General features: G+C 42.3%; 15 protein-coding genes. 13 read left to right on the top strand and 2 right to left on the bottom strand.

Annotation, left to right across the window (positions count from 1 at the left end; all coding sequences use genetic code 11):
• Positions 1-10 precede the first annotated feature (10 nt).
• Both ilvB and ilvN read left to right on the top strand, forming a co-directional pair.
• Complete coding sequence (gene ilvB / locus DWX65_RS09580) at positions 11-1,732, top strand: biosynthetic-type acetolactate synthase large subunit (protein WP_118057713.1); 1,722 nt, start codon at positions 11-13, stop codon at positions 1,730-1,732.
• 13 nt (positions 1,733-1,745) lie between these two features.
• Complete coding sequence (gene ilvN, locus DWX65_RS09575) at positions 1,746-2,243, top strand: acetolactate synthase small subunit (protein ID WP_117698016.1); 498 nt, start codon at positions 1,746-1,748, stop codon at positions 2,241-2,243.
• 51 nt (positions 2,244-2,294) lie between these two features.
• Here ilvN and DWX65_RS09570 read toward each other — a convergent pair whose 3' ends face one another.
• On the bottom strand, positions 2,295-3,338 hold the full coding sequence (locus DWX65_RS09570) for a DUF6709 family protein (RefSeq protein WP_022243394.1): 1,044 nt from the start codon (positions 3,336-3,338) through the stop codon (positions 2,295-2,297).
• Positions 3,339-3,473: 135 nt separating this feature from the next.
• Between DWX65_RS09570 and DWX65_RS09565 the strand changes: the two genes are divergently transcribed.
• From DWX65_RS09565 to DWX65_RS09555, 3 genes are read left to right on the top strand one after another with little or no spacing between them, the layout of a single operon-like run.
• Positions 3,474-4,223 carry a class I SAM-dependent DNA methyltransferase gene (locus tag DWX65_RS09565; protein ID WP_118173347.1) on the top strand — a complete coding sequence of 250 codons (750 nt, stop codon included), beginning with the start codon at positions 3,474-3,476 and terminating at the stop codon, positions 4,221-4,223.
• Between the two features lie 19 nt (positions 4,224-4,242).
• Complete coding sequence (gene hslO / locus DWX65_RS09560) at positions 4,243-5,112, top strand: Hsp33 family molecular chaperone HslO (RefSeq protein WP_118173346.1); 870 nt, start codon at positions 4,243-4,245, stop codon at positions 5,110-5,112.
• Entirely contained in the window at positions 5,109-7,031 is a 1,923-nt protein-coding gene (locus DWX65_RS09555) for an NAD(+) synthase (protein WP_118173345.1), read from the top strand. Before hslO ends, DWX65_RS09555 begins: the two co-directional genes overlap by 4 nt.
• A 67-nt stretch (positions 7,032-7,098) precedes the next feature.
• Here DWX65_RS09555 and DWX65_RS09550 read toward each other — a convergent pair whose 3' ends face one another.
• Positions 7,099-7,797: a phosphatase PAP2 family protein gene (locus DWX65_RS09550; RefSeq protein ID WP_118173344.1), complete on the bottom strand. Its 699-nt coding sequence runs from the start codon at positions 7,795-7,797 to the stop codon at positions 7,099-7,101.
• A gap of 267 nt (positions 7,798-8,064) precedes the next feature.
• Here DWX65_RS09550 and DWX65_RS09545 point away from each other — a divergent pair, with 267 nt between their 5' ends.
• The 8 genes from DWX65_RS09545 (at position 8,065) to DWX65_RS09510 (ending at position 17,198) form a co-directional block, all read left to right on the top strand.
• Positions 8,065-9,912: a peptidoglycan binding domain-containing protein gene (locus tag DWX65_RS09545; protein ID WP_242997849.1), complete on the top strand. Its 1,848-nt coding sequence runs from the start codon at positions 8,065-8,067 to the stop codon at positions 9,910-9,912.
• A gap of 163 nt (positions 9,913-10,075) precedes the next feature.
• The gene (locus DWX65_RS09540; protein WP_118173343.1) at positions 10,076-10,285 is read left to right on the top strand and encodes a hypothetical protein; all 210 of its coding nucleotides are present in this window, start codon (positions 10,076-10,078) and stop codon (positions 10,283-10,285) included.
• Between the two features lie 224 nt (positions 10,286-10,509).
• Positions 10,510-11,676, top strand: a complete 1,167-nt coding sequence (locus tag DWX65_RS09535) for a galactokinase (protein ID WP_199534364.1) — start codon at positions 10,510-10,512, stop codon at positions 11,674-11,676.
• A gap of 17 nt (positions 11,677-11,693) precedes the next feature.
• A complete protein-coding gene (gene galT, locus DWX65_RS09530; protein ID WP_118173342.1) occupies positions 11,694-13,226 on the top strand; it encodes a UDP-glucose--hexose-1-phosphate uridylyltransferase in 1,533 nt (510 codons plus the stop codon).
• A gap of 208 nt (positions 13,227-13,434) precedes the next feature.
• Positions 13,435-14,334: a DMT family transporter gene (locus DWX65_RS09525; protein ID WP_118173341.1), complete on the top strand. Its 900-nt coding sequence runs from the start codon at positions 13,435-13,437 to the stop codon at positions 14,332-14,334.
• A 59-nt stretch (positions 14,335-14,393) separates the two neighbouring features.
• Entirely contained in the window at positions 14,394-15,593 is a 1,200-nt protein-coding gene (locus tag DWX65_RS09520; RefSeq protein ID WP_118087720.1) for a pyridoxal phosphate-dependent aminotransferase, read from the top strand.
• A gap of 55 nt (positions 15,594-15,648) precedes the next feature.
• Complete coding sequence (gene hisC, locus DWX65_RS09515; RefSeq protein ID WP_118087719.1) at positions 15,649-16,710, top strand: histidinol-phosphate transaminase; 1,062 nt, start codon at positions 15,649-15,651, stop codon at positions 16,708-16,710.
• Positions 16,711-16,730: 20 nt separating this feature from the next.
• On the top strand, positions 16,731-17,198 hold the full coding sequence (locus DWX65_RS09510; RefSeq protein ID WP_022243405.1) for a COG2426 family protein: 468 nt from the start codon (positions 16,731-16,733) through the stop codon (positions 17,196-17,198).
• Positions 17,199-17,412 lie beyond the last annotated feature (214 nt).

Raw genomic sequence — 17,412 nt, 5'->3', positions numbered from 1 at the left:
AGGACGTTAGATGGATATTACAGGAAGAAAATTATTTGTAAAGGCGATGATGGAAGAAGGCGTGGATACCATATTTGGCTATCCGGGCGGAATGGTCACCGACCTTTTTGATGAATTATATAAACAGGATGATATTCACCTGGTGCTTCCCAGACATGAGCAGGGACTGATTCATGAGGCAGAAGGATATGCGAGAGCTACCGGAAAGCCAGGCGTATGCCTGGTAACCAGCGGACCGGGTGCCACCAATATTATTACAGGACTCGCAGATGCGCATTTTGACAGCATTCCGCTTGTCTGTATTACCGGTCAGGTGCCACTTCCGTTGATTGGAAATGATGCCTTTCAGGAGGTTGATATTGTAGGAATGACCCGTTCCATAACAAAATACGGCGTAACCGTTCGGGACAGAAAAGATTTGGGAAAAATAATCCGCATGGCATTTCACATTGCAACCACCGGAAAACCGGGACCGGTTCTTGTGGATATCCCAAAGGATATCCAGTTAGAGAGTGGACCATCCGATTATCCAAAGAGTGTGCAGATTCGTGGTTACAAGCCAAATGAAGGCGTACATATCGGACAGTTGAAAAAGGCATATAAGCTTTTAAAGAGTGCCAAGAAACCATTGATTCTTGCCGGAGGCGGAATCAACATTGCCCGTGCCAATGATATTTTTGATGAATTTGTTACTAAAATGCAGGTGCCGGTTGTTACCACCATTATGGGAAAAGGAGCCATTGGCACATCCAATCCTTATTATATGGGAAACTGCGGTATGCATGGAAGATATGCAGCCAATATGGCAGTTTCTGAGTGTGATGTATTATTTTCCATCGGAACAAGATTCAATGACCGCATTACCGGCGATTTGAATGAGTTTGCGCCAAAGGCAAAAATTGTTCATGTGGATGTGGATACAGCATCCATTTCCAGAAACGTTGTGGTGGATGTACCGGTAGTAGCAGATGCAAGAACCGCACTGGAAAAATTATCAGAGTGGGCAGAACCGAAGAAAACAACAGCCTGGATAGCCCGCATTGAGGAATGGAACAAAGAAAATCCTCTGGAAATGCGAAGAGATAAGGGACTTTCCCCACAGATGATTATGGAAGGAATCAATGAGCATTTCAAAGGAGCCATTATTGCAACAGATGTTGGGCAGCATCAGATGTGGGCAACCCAGTATCTTGAGATGGAACGTGGCGGAACCTTTATTACATCAGGGGGCCTTGGAACAATGGGCTTTGGATTCCCGGCAGCAGTCGGAGCAAAAATCGGCTGTCCGGAAAAAGAGGTTATCTGTATCACCGGAGATGGTGGATTCCAGATGAATATGCAGGAAATGGCAACTGCAGTATGCCAGGATGCACCGGTAATTGTCTGCATTTTAAATAATTTTTATCTTGGCATGGTTCGCCAGCAGCAGCAGCTTTTCTACGGAAAACGTTATTCTGCAACCTGCCTGCGTCAGCATAAGGAATGTCCAAGCAACTGTAAGGGACCGGGAAAAGACTGCCCGGTATATGAACCGGATTTTGTGAAATGGGCAGAAAGCTATGGCACAAAGGGTATTCGTGTAACGAACACCGAAGAAATGAATGCAGCCTTCGAAGAGGCAAAGAAGAATAAAAAGACTTCTACCGTAATAGAATTTATGATTGCAACAGAGGACATTGTACTTCCGATGGTTAAGAGTGGAACTGCAATGAGCCAGATGATTTTGAAATAGGAGGAACGTTGGTATGAAAAACAGATGGATTGCATTATATGTAGAAAACCAGGTTGGTGTACTGGCGAAGGTTTCCGGACTTTTTTCCGGCAAATCCTATAACCTCCAGAGTCTTACCGTAGGAACCACGGAAGATGAGAGTGTGTCCCGTATGACAATCTGTGTAACCAGTGATGATATTACATTTGAACAGATTAAGAAGCAGTTAAACAGTATGGTAGAGGTCATTAAGGTAATTGATTTAACCAATGTACCAATCCATATGAAAGAGATTCTTTTTGCAAAAGTGCTGCATTGCAGCGTGGAAGATAAAGCGGAGGTATTTCAGATTGCAACAACCTTTAAAGTAGATGTGGCAGATATTGGGGAAGACAGCGTATTGTTAGAGTGCAAGCTGACAGAACGCCGCAACAATGAACTGATAGCTCTTTTAAAACGCCGCTTCAGGACCATCGAAGTAGTGCGTGGCGGGGCAGTAGCCATTGAATCAATCAGCACATCCTGCCGGTAATATTAAATACCAGGAATATGGGAAGTCCGTAATGCGGAATTCCCATATTTTTTATAATCTTTTTTTCAACAGTGCAATAAACTTCTCAAACTGCAATGGTGTTCCCTGAATTTCCTGTACCTTCAGGCGGTTCTTTTCGTTGAAGCCTACAAGAATATCATGATTTGCTTCTGCTAAGTAGTCGATGATACCGTCGATATCGGATTTTAAGTTCTTCGGACACTGGATGTATAAGTGCTTTTTCGCAGAGATACACAGCGTATAGGAGATACTGAAATGGTACCAGAAGAACTTGTGCAGGGTGGAATGTTTATAAAGCCAGATGATTTCCTGAATCGGAACAAAGGCAATTCCATCCGTAGAGATTTCAATAAAGAAATGCTCGGTAATAAACATATCTTCCGTAGCCAGCTGTGGCAGTGTCGCCAGTTCTTCTTCTGCCTGCATAAGAAGAGTCTTCGGAGAACCGAACCGGGCAAGCTGCTGGCAGGGCGGTGACAGCCATGGAAAATGAATGTATACAAAATAACATATGATACTGAAAATGGCATAAAGTCCACTGCATGCAAAAAGCAGAATCAGAAAGATACTGAAGCCGTAACGGAAACCGGGCTCACTGATATAATAGGAGGAGCTTTCTCCGTAAATACCGCTGTCTGTCCAGTTCAAATCTGCTGCAATTTTAGAAAGCAGGGTATGGTAGGATTTGGTTGCGGTCTGGATTTTGGCATGAACGGTTACTTTGTTAATATTCGGAAGTCCCTCTTCGCTGGTCTTCGGAGAGAGCAGTACGATATTACAGCACCCATCCTGAATCGTATAGTAGTAATATCCATGGGTCTGCCCTAAGACTTCCTGTGTGTATCCGGTAAATTTTAAATCCGTCAGCGTAATACTGACATACCGGTCATTCTCTTTATATAATTTATCAAGAGAAGTTTTTTCGTTGATAACCTTCGGACTTAAGATGGTGCCGATGGGAAAGATAATCCAAAGAACAATCAACAGTATCATATATAGAATCGGCGAAAAAAGCTTATGCCGGTAAAGACTTTTGATGTGGTTGGATATATAGTGGTCTAATTGGTTTGTCATAATTCCTCCCAGTAGTGTTATGATTTTAAGTATAAAGTTTTAGGGAAAAATAATCAAGCCTTAGGGCGCGACTACTTGCTTTTATCAGGGAAAATTGTTAGTATTACAGAAGAATAGGACAGAAAGAGTGGTTGTGTGGAAGCATATACAGAATTTGCAACAGTTTATGATACATTTATGGACAATGTCCCTTACGAAGCATGGAAAAAATATCTGGTGGACATATTAAAAGCAGAGGGAATAAACGATGGCCTGCTTTTGGAACTTGGCTGTGGAACCGGAAGGATGACGAGACTTTTAGCGGCAGAAGGTTATGATATGATTGGGGTGGACAATTCCGAGGAAATGCTCTCGGTAGCCAGAGAATATAGCATGGAAAATACAGAGATACTGTATCTTCTTCAGGATATGAGGGAGTTTGAATTGTATGGAACCATCCGGGCAGTAGTAAGTGTCTGCGATTCCATGAATTATATCCTGTCAGAAGAGGATTTGAGACAGGTATTTTCCCTGGTCAATAATTATCTCGACCCGGGCGGAATCTTTATTTTCGATATGAATACCAGATATAAATATGAGGAACTCTTAGGAGACAACAGCTTCTGCGAGACCAGAGAGGACAGCAGCTTTATCTGGGAAAATTATTATGACCCGGAGGAACAGGTCAATCAGTATGATTTAACACTTTTTATCAAAGAAGAGGATGATTTGTTCCGGAGATATGAAGAAACACATTTTCAGCGGGCGTATGAGATAGAAACTGTACGAAAATTAATCGAAGAAGCTGGTATGAAATGGGAAGGTGTCTTTGATGTAGAGACGGGAAAAGAACCGACAGCCTGCAGTGAACGGATTTATATCATCGCAAGAGAACAGGGGAAATAAGAAGAAAGAGGAAGAAGAAATGTCAGATTATATGGTGAGAGCAACAGCTGCAGATGGACAGATTCGTGCATTTGCGATTACATCAAAAGAGATGACGGAGGAAGCAAGAGTCCGTCATAACAGCAGCCCGATTGTAACAGCTGCATTAGGACGTGCCATGAGCGCAGCAGCAATGATGGGCAGCATGATGAAGGGAGAAAAAGACCTTCTGACCCTGCAGATTCAGGGAGATGGTCCGATGCATGGCCTTACGGTAACTGCCAATGCTAACGGGGGTGTAAAAGGCTATCCCGGCGTGGCAGATGTGATATTGCCACCCAATGCAGCCGGTAAATTAAATGTAGGCGGAGCCATTGGAAATGGTGTTTTAAGTGTTATAAAGGACATGGGATTAAAGGATCCGTATGTAGGACAGACCGAGCTTCAGACCGGTGAAATCGCAGAAGATTTAACCTATTATTTTGCAGTATCCGAGCAGGTACCATCTTCCGTGGGTTTAGGAGTTCTCATGAATAAGGACAATACAGTGCGTCAGGCAGGCGGGTTTATCATTCAGCTGATGCCGTTTACAGAGGATGCAGTCATTGATGCCTTAGAGCAGAAAATCGCACAGATAGCATCCGTAACAGAAATGTTGGAAAAGGGCATGACACCGGAAATGATTTTAGAGGAAATCTTAGGAGAGATGATGCTTGAAATCAATGATACGATGCCGGTTACCTTCCACTGTGACTGCTCCAAAGAGCGTGTGGCAAAAGCACTGGCAAGCTTAAGCAAGAAAGATTTGGATGATTTAATCAAAGATGAAGAACCGATTGAAGTAAAATGTCATTTCTGTAATGAGAATTATGTATTCAGTCCGGATGATTTAAGGGAGATAAGAAAATGAGAGATGGATTTATCAAAGTAGCAGCAGTAACACCAAAAGTAGTAGTCGCAGATCCGGTAGAAAATACCATTCGAATAAAAGCGGCAGTAATGGAAGCAGCAGCAAACGGAGCCAAAGTCATTGTGTGCCCGGAGCTTTGCATTACCGGATATACCTGTGGCGATTTATTTTTACAGGAGACTTTATTAAGAAGCGCAAGGGAGCGGCTGGTATGGCTTGCAAAGGAACTCGGTGCTTTGGATGCCGTTGTATTTGTTGGTCTGCCCCTGATGCATGAAGGCAAGCTTTATAATGTGGCAGCAGCTTTAAACAAAGGCGAGATTATCGGCATCGTGCCAAAGACCCATATTCCAAATTACAATGAATTCTATGAAGCAAGATATTTTACTCCGGGAAAAGAAGAAGCAGAGGGTGTAGATATTGCACCGGCTTATCATGTACCGATGGGAAGCCACATTTTGTTCCAGTGTGATGATGTATTGCCGGAGCTGGTAATCGGTGTGGAAATCTGCGAGGATGTATGGACACCGAACCCGCCGAGTATTTCCCATGCTCTGGCAGGAGCAACTTTAATCGTAAATCTTTCTGCCAGTGATGAGACAACCGGAAAGGATATTTACCGGAGAGAGCTTGTTGCAGGACAGTCTGCCCGCCTGCTCTGCGGTTATATCTATGTCAGTGCCGGAGATGGAGAATCCACACAGGATGTAGTATATTCCGGGCATAATATCATTGCAGAAAACGGAGCGGTTTTAGCAGAATCCGAACGTTTTACCAATGAGACGGTATATTCTGAAATTGATATGGAACGTCTGGTATCCGAAAGACGGAGAATGAGCACTTTTGCAGCAGGCAGCAGAAGAGAGGATTATCTTAGATTTTCTTTCTTTATTGATAAATCAGATACAACGCTGAGCCGTTTCGTGGATCCGGCGCCATTCGTTCCGGGCAATAAGGACAAGCGTGATAAACGTTGTGAAGAGATTTTAGCTATTCAGTCCATGGGACTTAAGAAACGGTTAGAGCATACCGGATGCAAATGCGCAGTGGTGGGCATTTCCGGTGGACTGGATTCCACACTGGCACTTTTGGTTACGGTACAGGCATTTGACCGGCTGAATCTTCCGAGAGAACAGATATATGCGGTTACCATGCCGGGCTTTGGAACCACAGACCGTACTTATGAGAATGCATTAAGTCTCATTCGCTGCCTTGGAGCAAAGCTGATAGAAGTAGATATCAAAGAAGCAGTACGCATTCATTTCCGGGATATTGGTCAGGATGAGAGCGTACATGATGTCACTTATGAAAATGGACAGGCAAGGGAACGTACCCAGATTCTGATGGACATTGCCAATAAGAATAATGGTATGGTAATCGGAACCGGAGATATGTCAGAGCTGGCATTGGGCTGGGCTACCTATAACGGTGACCATATGTCCATGTATGGAGTGAATGCATCCGTACCAAAGACTCTGGTGCGTCATCTGGTACACTACTATGCGGACACCTGTGGAAATAAGGAACTTTCAACTGTGCTGTATGATGTCTTAGATACACCGGTCAGCCCGGAACTGCTTCCGCCGGAAAATGGAAAAATCGCCCAGAAGACAGAGGATATTGTAGGACCGTATGAACTCCATGATTTCTATTTATATTATGTGATGCGATTTGGCTTTGCTCCGGCAAAAATATATCGTCTGGCACAGGTGGCATTTGCCGGACAGTATGACAATGCAGTGATTTTGAAATGGTTAAAGACCTTCTACCGCCGTTTCTTCTCACAGCAGTTTAAACGTTCCTGTCTGCCGGATGGACCAAAGGTCGGTACGGTAGCAGTATCACCAAGAGGTGATTTACGAATGCCAAGTGATGCATCGGCACGTATCTGGATGGATGAAATCGAACATCTGGAATAAAATGTGAAAAATGAACTACGAGAAAAGAACTGCTGCTCAAAATGGAGCGGCAGTTCTTTTATAAAAACTATATGTGCTTAAGTTGTTTTTCAAAAGATTCTTTTGCCTTGCTGCGGCCGAAAGCAAAGTTCCTGCCGTAGACGAAAGAGTACATGACAGCAGCCATTACAAATGCAGTAACCACATCAAATACAGAATGCTGTTTTAAGAACATGGTTGCAAGAATAATGCTGAACATAAGAATGAAAGAAGCCAGCTTTAACTTCGGACGATTCTTAAATTCTTTACTGTTACAGATTGCAATGTGAACACCGAGCGAATTATAAACATGAATACTTGGAAACAGGTTTGTCGGTGTATCGGTTGCATAAAGCCAGGCTACCATATGGGTGAAGACATTGTCATGCTCAAAGGAATGCGGGCGGAGATAATGTCCGTTTGGATAGAGGCTGGATACTACCAGAAATACAGTCATTCCCACAAACAGGAATGTACAGAGCCGGTAATAATCTTCTTTATTTTTGAAGAAAAAGTAAAGAACCGCATATGCGACATATCCAAACCATAACATATATGGTACGATGAAAAATTCTATAAATGGGATTTTATCATCCAGTGCAGTATGTATTACGTTGAAATTTGAAGTCACATGTTTTTCCAGATAGGCAAACCATGGAAAATATATGAATACATACAGCAGAACCCATGCGTGCTTATATTTTTGAAAAAATGCTTTGAGATTTTGCTTAAAGTTATCTTTTTTCAATATCGGATTCCCCTTCTTTAATGTAAGAATACTACTTCTATTTTGGAATTCTAGCACAGCATTTTTTAAAAAACAATGCTATAAAATCGAATTTAATAATTTTTATGGAATTCTTAAGATTTTAATGGAAAAGGAACATTTTCATTGTGCAAGAATACAAGAAAATGTATTTCATTTTTTAAATAAATATTACAAATGCGGGATTTCATTGACAAAGAAAAACGGTCAACTATAATGGAAACTAGCAAAATAGAAAGGTTAAGGGATATGAAGAAGAAGGAAGAGAAGCAGCAGGAAACTGCAAAGGAAAAAATGAGCAGAAAAAAACTCCTTTGTGTAATCGGAATTCCTGTAGGAATATTAGTTGTGATTTATCTGGTACTGGCACTGTTTTTTCAGAGCCATTTTGCATTTCGTACCACGATAAATAATGTGGGGGTATCCGCTTCCTCAACCAGTGGTGTGGAAAAGAAGATTACGAAGCAGGCATCCAGGTATGAGATGAAGCTGGTGGAGCGTGAGGATAAGACAGAGAGCATCAATGGAACAGACATTGACATGGAGCCGGTATTTGATAAGCAGGTAAAAGAGCTTTTAAAGAAGCAGAATGGATTTGCATGGCCGTACTATCTTATTTCTCCACGGAAATACGAAGTGGAAACCATGATAACTTTTGATGAAGAAAAATTGAAGGATGTTCTGGATGATTTGTCCTGTATGGATGAAAGCAAATGGACGGATTCCGAAAATGCACAGATTAAGGATTATACAAAGGATGGCTATGAAGTGCAGCCGGAGGTATATGGAACAAAAATCGATAAGGATGCATTTACGGAGAAAATCAAAGAAGCCTTGGATAAAATGCAGCCGGAATTTGACCTTTCCGGGGAAGGCTGTTATGAAGACCCTAAGGTGAAAGAAGAGGATGATGTATTTCAGGATGCCTTGGATACCTTGAATAAATATACCCAGATGAAGATTACCTATCAGGCAGAAGGCAAGGATGATGTGGTTTTGGATGGAGAAACCATCAGTACCTGGCTTTCTGTGGATGATGATTTCAATGTGTCTGTAGATGATGAGGCATTGAGCGCTTATGTAAAAGCTATGGCAAAAAATTATAATACCGCCTATGGAAACCGGACACTGGATACCTCTTATGGACAGACAGTGACAATTTATGGTGGAAATTACGGATGGTGGGTAGATAATGCAGCTGAAAAGGAAATGATACTGGAGGATTTGAAAGCCGGTAAGGATGTAACAAGAGAGCCGGTTTATTCCCAGACGGCTAACAGCCATGGTGAGAATGACTATGGTAATACATATGTGGAAATCAATCTGACCGCACAGCATTTGTTTTTCTATAAGAACGGATCACTGGTGGTAGAATCTGATTTTGTCTCCGGTAACCTTGCAAAGAATCATGGAACGCCATCCGGCTCTTTTGGTGTTACTTATAAGGCAAAGGATGCGGTGCTTCGCGGCGAAGATTATGAGTCTCCGGTATCTTTCTGGATGCCTTTTAACGGTGGTGTTGGAATGCATGATGCCAGCTGGAGAAGTACATTTGGTGGAACAATTTATAAAAGAAGCGGTTCACATGGATGTATCAATCTTCCATACAGTGCAGCAAAAACAATTTATGAAAATATAGAAGCTGGTTATCCGGTGCTTGTTTATGAACTGCCGGGAACCGAGAGCCAGAAGGGCAAGGATATGGATGCAGCATCTGCAGTAGATGAGGCAATCACCTCCATTGGAACAGTAACCCTGGACTCCGCAGGAACCATTGCGTCTGTCCGTTCCCAGTATGATGCTTTATCTGACAGCGCCAAAGCATATGTAAAGAATCTGGATGTGCTGACAGCAGCCGAGTCAGCTCTGTCACAGTTGCAGTATGAACAGGCCCTGCAGGAATTGCAGAATCAGGAAAGTATAGATGCACAGAATGTAACGAATACAATCATGGCATTGCCAGATACGATAACTGCCACAGATGCAGCAGCAGTAGCCAATGCAAGAAATGCCTATAATGCCTTAAGCGAGGGCGCAAAAGCGAAGGTACCACAGAGTGCACTGGACAAGCTGGCAGCCGCTGAAGCAGCATTGTAGGGAATTGGAATAAAGAATAAAGAATAAGAACGCCAGCTTCTGTTCAGACAATTTTAGTATGATGAATGTCTGTAGGAACCACTGAAAATAAATTGAAAATAGAAATAACACCAGCCTCTGCCTGGATGATTACAGATGCATGAGGGAGGGCTGTTAGGGACTTATGAAATTCGTTCGGAAACAGGCAACGCCGGTACAGGGATGTACCGGCGAGGCGCAGATGAACATGGATGTGAATTTGCGCCGGTTGCCGGAAGCAGATACGCTTTTATCGAATTTCCAATGTCCCTTACAGCTCTCTCTCGTATCTGAATCATTCAGGCAGAGACTGGTGTTTTTATATAAGATTTTATATTTTCACAGTTATTTATAAATCCTTATCTTGCATATGGAAAAATGTTGCCAAATAGCAATTGAGATGTTGCAGACTAGAACAGCAATATTGCAAAGAAACAGGGCACATAGTATAATATTATCAGGAAGTAAAAAAATATAAATTATGTTGCTGACGAGCACAAAGACAGATGAATAATATCCTGTGAAAATGTGCCGGATAACAGGAACGGATGAAAATAAATCGAAAGGAGAATTGTATTGATGAAAGAGCAGGTTTTGACAAGGTTTAAGGAATTATTTGGGGATGAAGGAGACATCCGTGTGTATTTTGCACCGGGACGTGTGAATCTGATTGGAGAGCATACGGATTACAACGGCGGTCATGTATTTCCATGTGCACTGACCATTGGAACTTATGGCGTGGCAAGAAAACGTGCCGATAAGAAACTGAGATTTTATTCCATGAATTTTGAACAGCTTGGTGTGCTGGAATCTTCCATTGAAGGCTTGAAACCGGAGAAAGAAGCAGACTGGACGAATTATCCGAAGGGTGTTATCTGGGCGTTTGGAGAAAAGGGCATGCAGGTAGATACCGGACTGGATTTGTTATTATTTGGAAATATCCCGAATGGTTCCGGACTTTCTTCTTCTGCATCTGTTGAGGTACTGACCGGATATATCTTAAAGGACTTATTCGGATTTGGTGTAACGAATCAGGATCTGGCTTTAATCGGACAGTTTTCAGAGAATAAATTCAATGGAGTGAACTGTGGCATCATGGATCAGTTTGCCATTGCCATGGGAAAAGCAGAGCATGCAATTTTCTTAGACACGGCTACTTTAAAATATGAATATGCGCCGGTTCGTTTAAAAGATGCTAAAATTGTAATTTCCTGCAGCAATAAGAAGCGTGGTCTGGGTGATTCGAAATATAATGAACGTCGTGCAGAGTGTGAGGAAGCACTGGCAGAATTACAGAAGGTGGTGGACATCAAAAGTCTTGGTGAATTGTCCGAGGAACAGTTTGAAGAATATAAGGGAGCCATCGGAAGTGAGGTCCGCATGCGTCGGGCAAAACATGCGGTATATGAGAACCAGAGAACCCTAAAAGCAGTGGAAGCTTTGAAAGAAAATGATGTGGAAACCTTTGGAAAGCTGATGAATGCATCCCATGTATCCTTAAGGGATGATTATGAAGTAACCGGAATTGAACTGGATACCTTAGTGGAAGAAGCCTGGAAGGTGGATGGAGTCATTGGATCCCGTATGACAGGCGCAGGCTTTGGCGGATGCACCGTCAGTATTGTAAAGGATGAAGCGGTAGAGCATTTTATTGAAGCAGTAGGCAGTGCATATGAAAAGAAAATTGGATACAGCGCAGATTTCTATGTAGTAGAAATTGGAGACGGTCCATCCAGACTGGCATAAGAAACAGGAGGTAAGTTATGATTTGTGAAGATATCTTAAAATTAACAGAATATGGCATGGTAACCGGACTGGTTCCGAAGGAAGATGAAAGATTTACCATCAACCGCCTGCTGGAATTGTTTGAATTAGAAGAATTAGATGAGGACGCTGTGGCAGCTTATCAGTCACGGACTCCGATGAGCAGAGAAGAAGCAGAAGAGAGTCTGGAAGAATTATTAAACCGTCTGCTGGATTATGCTTATGAAAAAGGCATTTTGAAGGAAAACAGCGTAGTATACCGAGATTTATTTGATACGAAAATCATGGGAATGCTGATGCCGAGACCAGGTGAAGTAATTCATAAATTTCAGAGCCTTTATGAGAAGGATGCAAAGGCGGCAACAGATTATTATTATACTCTTAGTCAGGACAGCAATTATATCCGCAGATACCGTATCAGACGTGATATGAAATGGACCGCAGAGACGGAGTTTGGTGAACTGGATATTACAATTAACTTATCCAAGCCGGAAAAGGACCCGAAAGCCATTGCAGCTGCAAAGCTGGCAAAACAGAGCGGCTATCCGAAATGCCTTTTGTGTAAGGAAAATGAAGGTTATGCAGGAAGAGTCAACCATCCGGCAAGACAGAATCACCGTATTATTCCGGTAACCATCAATCATAGTGACTGGTTCTTACAGTATTCTCCTTATGTGTACTATAATGAGCACTGCATCGTGTTTAATGGAAAGCATACACCGATGAAAATCGAGAAGGCAACCTTTGGAAAACTGCTGGATTTTGTAAAACAGTTTCCGCATTATTTCGTTGGCTCCAATGCAGACCTGCCGATTGTAGGAGGTTCGATTTTAAGTCATGACCATTTCCAGGGTGGACATTATGAATTTGCCATGGCAAAGGCACCGCTGGAAAAAGAGATTACCTTTGCGGGCTTTGAAGATGTGAAAGCCGGAATTGTAAAATGGCCGATGTCAGTTATCCGCCTGTCCGCACCGGATACAGAACGGCTGATTGAGCTGGCAGATAAAATACTTCTGACCTGGCGTGGCTATACGGATGAGGCAGCATTTATTTTTGCAGAGACAGACGGGGAGCCACATAATACCATTACGCCAATTGCAAGAAAACGAGGCAATAATTACGAACTGGATTTAGTGCTTCGTAATAATATTACAACAAAGGAGCATCCGCTGGGCGTATATCATCCGCATGCAAAGCTTCATCATATTAAGAAGGAAAATATCGGCTTAATCGAGGTAATGGGTCTGGCAGTGCTGCCGGCACGTCTGAAGGACGAGATGGCACAACTTAAGACGGCAATTCTTTCCAGGGCTGATTTACGGAGCAATGAAGTTTTAAGTAAGCATGCAGACTGGGTAGAGGAATTTTTGCCGAAATATGAGAGCATTACGGAAGAAAATATCGATGGGATTATCCGAAAGGAAATCGGACTGGTATTCCGTGAAGTTCTTCTGGATGCCGGTGTATACAAATGCACCGAAGAAGGAAGAGAAGCATTCTTACGCTTTATTGACACGGTAAATAAATAGAAAAAGGTGTTTATCCGGGAGAGAGATTCTGGTTAACATAAGAAAAGAGCATCATTGGCATAAGGTGTCATCCAATGGGAAGGATGAAAAGCACCGCCTTTGATGCTCTTTGTTGTATGTTATGACTCTTGCAAGAAGGAAAGAAATGCATTAATATAAGAGCGATATGAAAAATTATGCAAAAGAATAAGGACAGAATGGAGATTTTATGAAACAGCAGATAAAGAGTTCTTTGATATTATTATTGACCGCAACCATCTGGGGCGTTGCTTTTGTAGCCCAGAGCGTGGGCATGGAATATATTGGTCCCTTTACCTTTAACGCAATCCGATGCGTTCTGGGGGGACTGGTGCTAATCCCGGTTATTCTGGTTTTAAAGAAAAAGAAAGAGACAGGAGCAGAAAATCAGGAAAAAGAGGATAAAAAGACTTTGTGGGCAGGCGGAATTGCCTGTGGTGTAATTCTTTGCATTGCATCCAATCTGCAGCAGTTTGGCATTATGGAAGCAAGCGTTGGTAAATCTGGCTTTTTTACGGCGTTGTATATTGTGATGATTCCGGTTATCGGCATCTTTATTGGAAAGCGTCCGGGAATCAAGCTGTGGTTTTGTGTAGCACTGGCAGTTGTGGGAATGTATCTGCTTTGTATGAAGGACGGCAGTTTTACCATTGAGCGGGCAGACATCATGCTTCTTTTATGTGCACTGGCATTTTCCTTTCATATACTGGTGGTTGATTATTTTTCGCCGAAGGTAGACGGCGTAAAAATGTCCTGTATACAGTTTCTTGTATGCGGAGTACTTTCAGCAGTAGGAATGCTGTTTACAGAGACACCGGACATTTCCAATATTCAGGCGGCATGGTTGCCTTTGTTGTATGCGGGACTTCTTTCCTGCGGCGTTGGCTACACCTTGCAGATTGTAGGACAGAAAGGCATCAACCCGGTTATCGCATCCCTTATTATGAGCCTGGAATCCGTGATTTCCGCACTGGCTGGCTGGGTGATCTTGGGACAGGTATTATCACCAAAAGAAATTTTAGGCTGCGTATTGATGTTTGTGGCAATTATTATCACGCAGATTCCCATCGGAAACAAGAAAACAGATTGATTTTACGGATAGTCTCAGCTATACTGTAACAGAATAGAAAGAGAAAGAAGGCATAAGATATGTTGTCAAAAAAGATAAAACAGGCAATGGCAGGAAGCTCTGCAATTCGTGCCATGTTTATGGAAGGAAAAGAAATGGCTGCCAGATATGGGGCAGAAAATGTGTATGATTTCAGCCTTGGCAATCCGGCTACACCGGCACCGGAAAAAATTAAGACAGCAATTTATGATATTTTGGATAAAGAAGACCCGCTTGTGGTGCATGGATATATGGCAAATGCAGGCTATGAGGAAGTAAGGGAGGCAATTGCAGAGAACTTAAATGAACGCTTCGGAACCAATTTCCATGGGAAGAACCTGATTATGACAGTTGGTGCAGCAGGCGGTCTGAATATTATTTTTAAGACGATTTTAGATCCGGGCAATGAAGTTATGGTATTTGCTCCGTATTTTGGTGAATATAAAAGCTATGCCGCAAACTTCGATGCAAAGATTGTGGAAGTCATGCCAGATGAAGCAGATTTTATGCCGGATTTAGCAGACTTTGAACGAAAAATTACAAAAGATACAAGAGCGGTTATCATCAACAATCCGAACAACCCGACCGGAGTGGTATATTCAGATGCAACCTTAAAAGAGATTGCCAGAATTTTAACTGTGAAGGAAGAGGAATTTGGAACCGATATTTATCTTATTTCCGATGAACCATACCGTGAACTGGTTTACGACGGCGTACAGGAGAATTTTTTGACAAAATATTATAAAGATACGCTGGTAGGATATTCCTTCAGTAAATCTTTATCACTTCCGGGCGAGCGGATCGGTTATGTGGTAGTGCCGGACGAAGCGGCAGATTCCGCAGAATTAATCGAGGGAATTACCGTATCAAACCGTACTCTTGGCTTTGTAAATGCACCATCCCTCATTCAGAAAGCAGTGGCAGAGTGCTTAAAGGAAAAGACCAATCTTGAATTTTATGACCGCAACCGTATTGCTTTATATGAAGGACTGACGAAGCTTGGATTCACCTGCATCAAACCACAGGGAGCATTTTATCTGTGGCTGAAATCTCCGGTTGCAAAGGAAGAAGAATTTGTAGAAGCTGCGAAGAAATACCATTTGATTCTGGTAAAAGGAAGTGCCTTCGGCTATGGCGGTTATGTACGTCTTGCATACTGCACTTCTTATGAGACAGTAGTAAATTCCATGCAGGCATTTGCAAAGCTGGCAGCAGAGTATGGATTGAAGGCAGCAGAATAAGAAATCGGAAAACGAAAGAATGATAAAATCAAGCAGCAGATAGAAGGAGTAAGACATGAAAGCATGGGAAAATAATATACGCAAAGTTATCCCGTATGTTCCGGGAGAACAGCCGAAGAAAGAGAAAATGATAAAACTGAATACCAATGAGAACCCGTATCCACCGGCACCGGGAGTAAAGGATGTTTTAACCTCTTTTGATACCGACCGGCTGCGTCTTTATCCGGATCCAAAGATTGAGAAACTGACGGACGCAATTGCAGAACGATATGGTTTAAATTCCGATCAGGTTTTTGTGGGCGTTGGCTCAGATGATGTACTTGCCATGTGCTTTATGACATTTTTTAATTCCAATCGTCCGATTCTGTTTCCGGATATTACTTATTCTTTCTATGATGTCTGGGCAGAGGAATTCCGTATTCCATATAAGCAGATTCCACTGGATAGGGATTTTACGATTCGCCCGGAGGATTATGCTGGGGAAAACGGAGGAATTGTATTTCCAAATCCAAACGCACCGACAGGAAAACTGCTTCCGTTAGAAGATGTGGAACGCATCATTGCACAGAATCCGGATGTCATTGTTATTGTGGATGAAGCATATATTGATTTTGGTGGAACATCTGCATTGCCGCTTATTGATAAATATGACAATGTGCTGGTAGTCCAGACCTTTAGTAAATCCCGTTCCATGGCAGGCATGCGGATTGGATATGCGATGGCACAGCCTGAATTAATCAAATATTTGAACGATGTTAAATATTCATTTAATTCTTATACCTTAAATTCCCTTACGATTGAAATGGGAACGGCTGCTATTTTGGATGAAGCTTATTTTAAAGAGACAACACAGAAGATTATTGCAACGAGAGAGCGTACCAAGGAAGAACTTCGGGCACTGGGATACCGGATGGATGATTCAAAGAGCAACTTCCTCTTTGTAACCCATGATACGATTTCCATGGAGAGGCTGTTTGAAGATTTGAAGAAGAAAGACATTTATGTCCGTCATTTCTCCAAACCGGAGCGGATTGCAAATTACCTGCGTATTACCATTGGTTCAGATGAAGAAATGGATATGCTGATTACGTTTTTGAAAAACTATAAACAGTCATAATTCATTAGGAAAGGAGTATTATGTTATTACATTATCTGATTGTATTTTTTGTTTCCATGGTACCACTGGTTGAACTGAGAGGAGCGATTCCATTTTCACAGGGCTTTGGACTTCCATTGATACCATCTTATATTATTTCCATCATTGGAAATATGCTGCCGGTACCATTTATTTATTTTTTTGCAAGAAAAGTACTGATTTGGGGTGCAGATAAGCCTGTTATTGGAAAATTCTTCGGCTGGTGTCTGGAAAAAGGTGAAAAGGGTGGTAAGAAGCTGCAGGCAAAGGCAGGAAGAGGATTATTCTTGGCATTACTGCTCTTTGTTGGAATCCCGGTGCCGGGAACCGGAGCCTGGACAGGAACTCTGGCAGCCAGCATCTTAGATATGGATTTTAAATCATCTGTTATCGCAGTGATGCTTGGCGTATTGCTGGCTGGTGTAATTATGATGTTAATCAGTGTTGGTGCATTTTCTATGATTCGCTAACAGAGTGGAATGTAAAAAGGATATCTAAGTGATAAAAAGCACAGCATGTATAGTAATGTTATTTACTATATATTCTGTGCTTTTTAACTTTACAGGAAATTGCTTTCCTGTAAAGTTAAAAACGCTCCGCGAGGATGCGCACTGCGGCGTATAAGGTAGATGTCGCAAGCGACCGCCGCAGGCGCGAGAATGTGCCAAGGCACATTCTTTGTTT

The sequence above is a fragment of the Roseburia sp. AF20-18LB genome (assembly GCF_003461185.1).
Taxonomy (GTDB): Bacteria; Bacillota; Clostridia; order Lachnospirales; family Lachnospiraceae; genus Roseburia_C; species Roseburia_C amylophila.
Note: the sequence above shows the minus strand (reverse complement) of the source record. Positions and strands in the feature narration are given on the sequence as shown.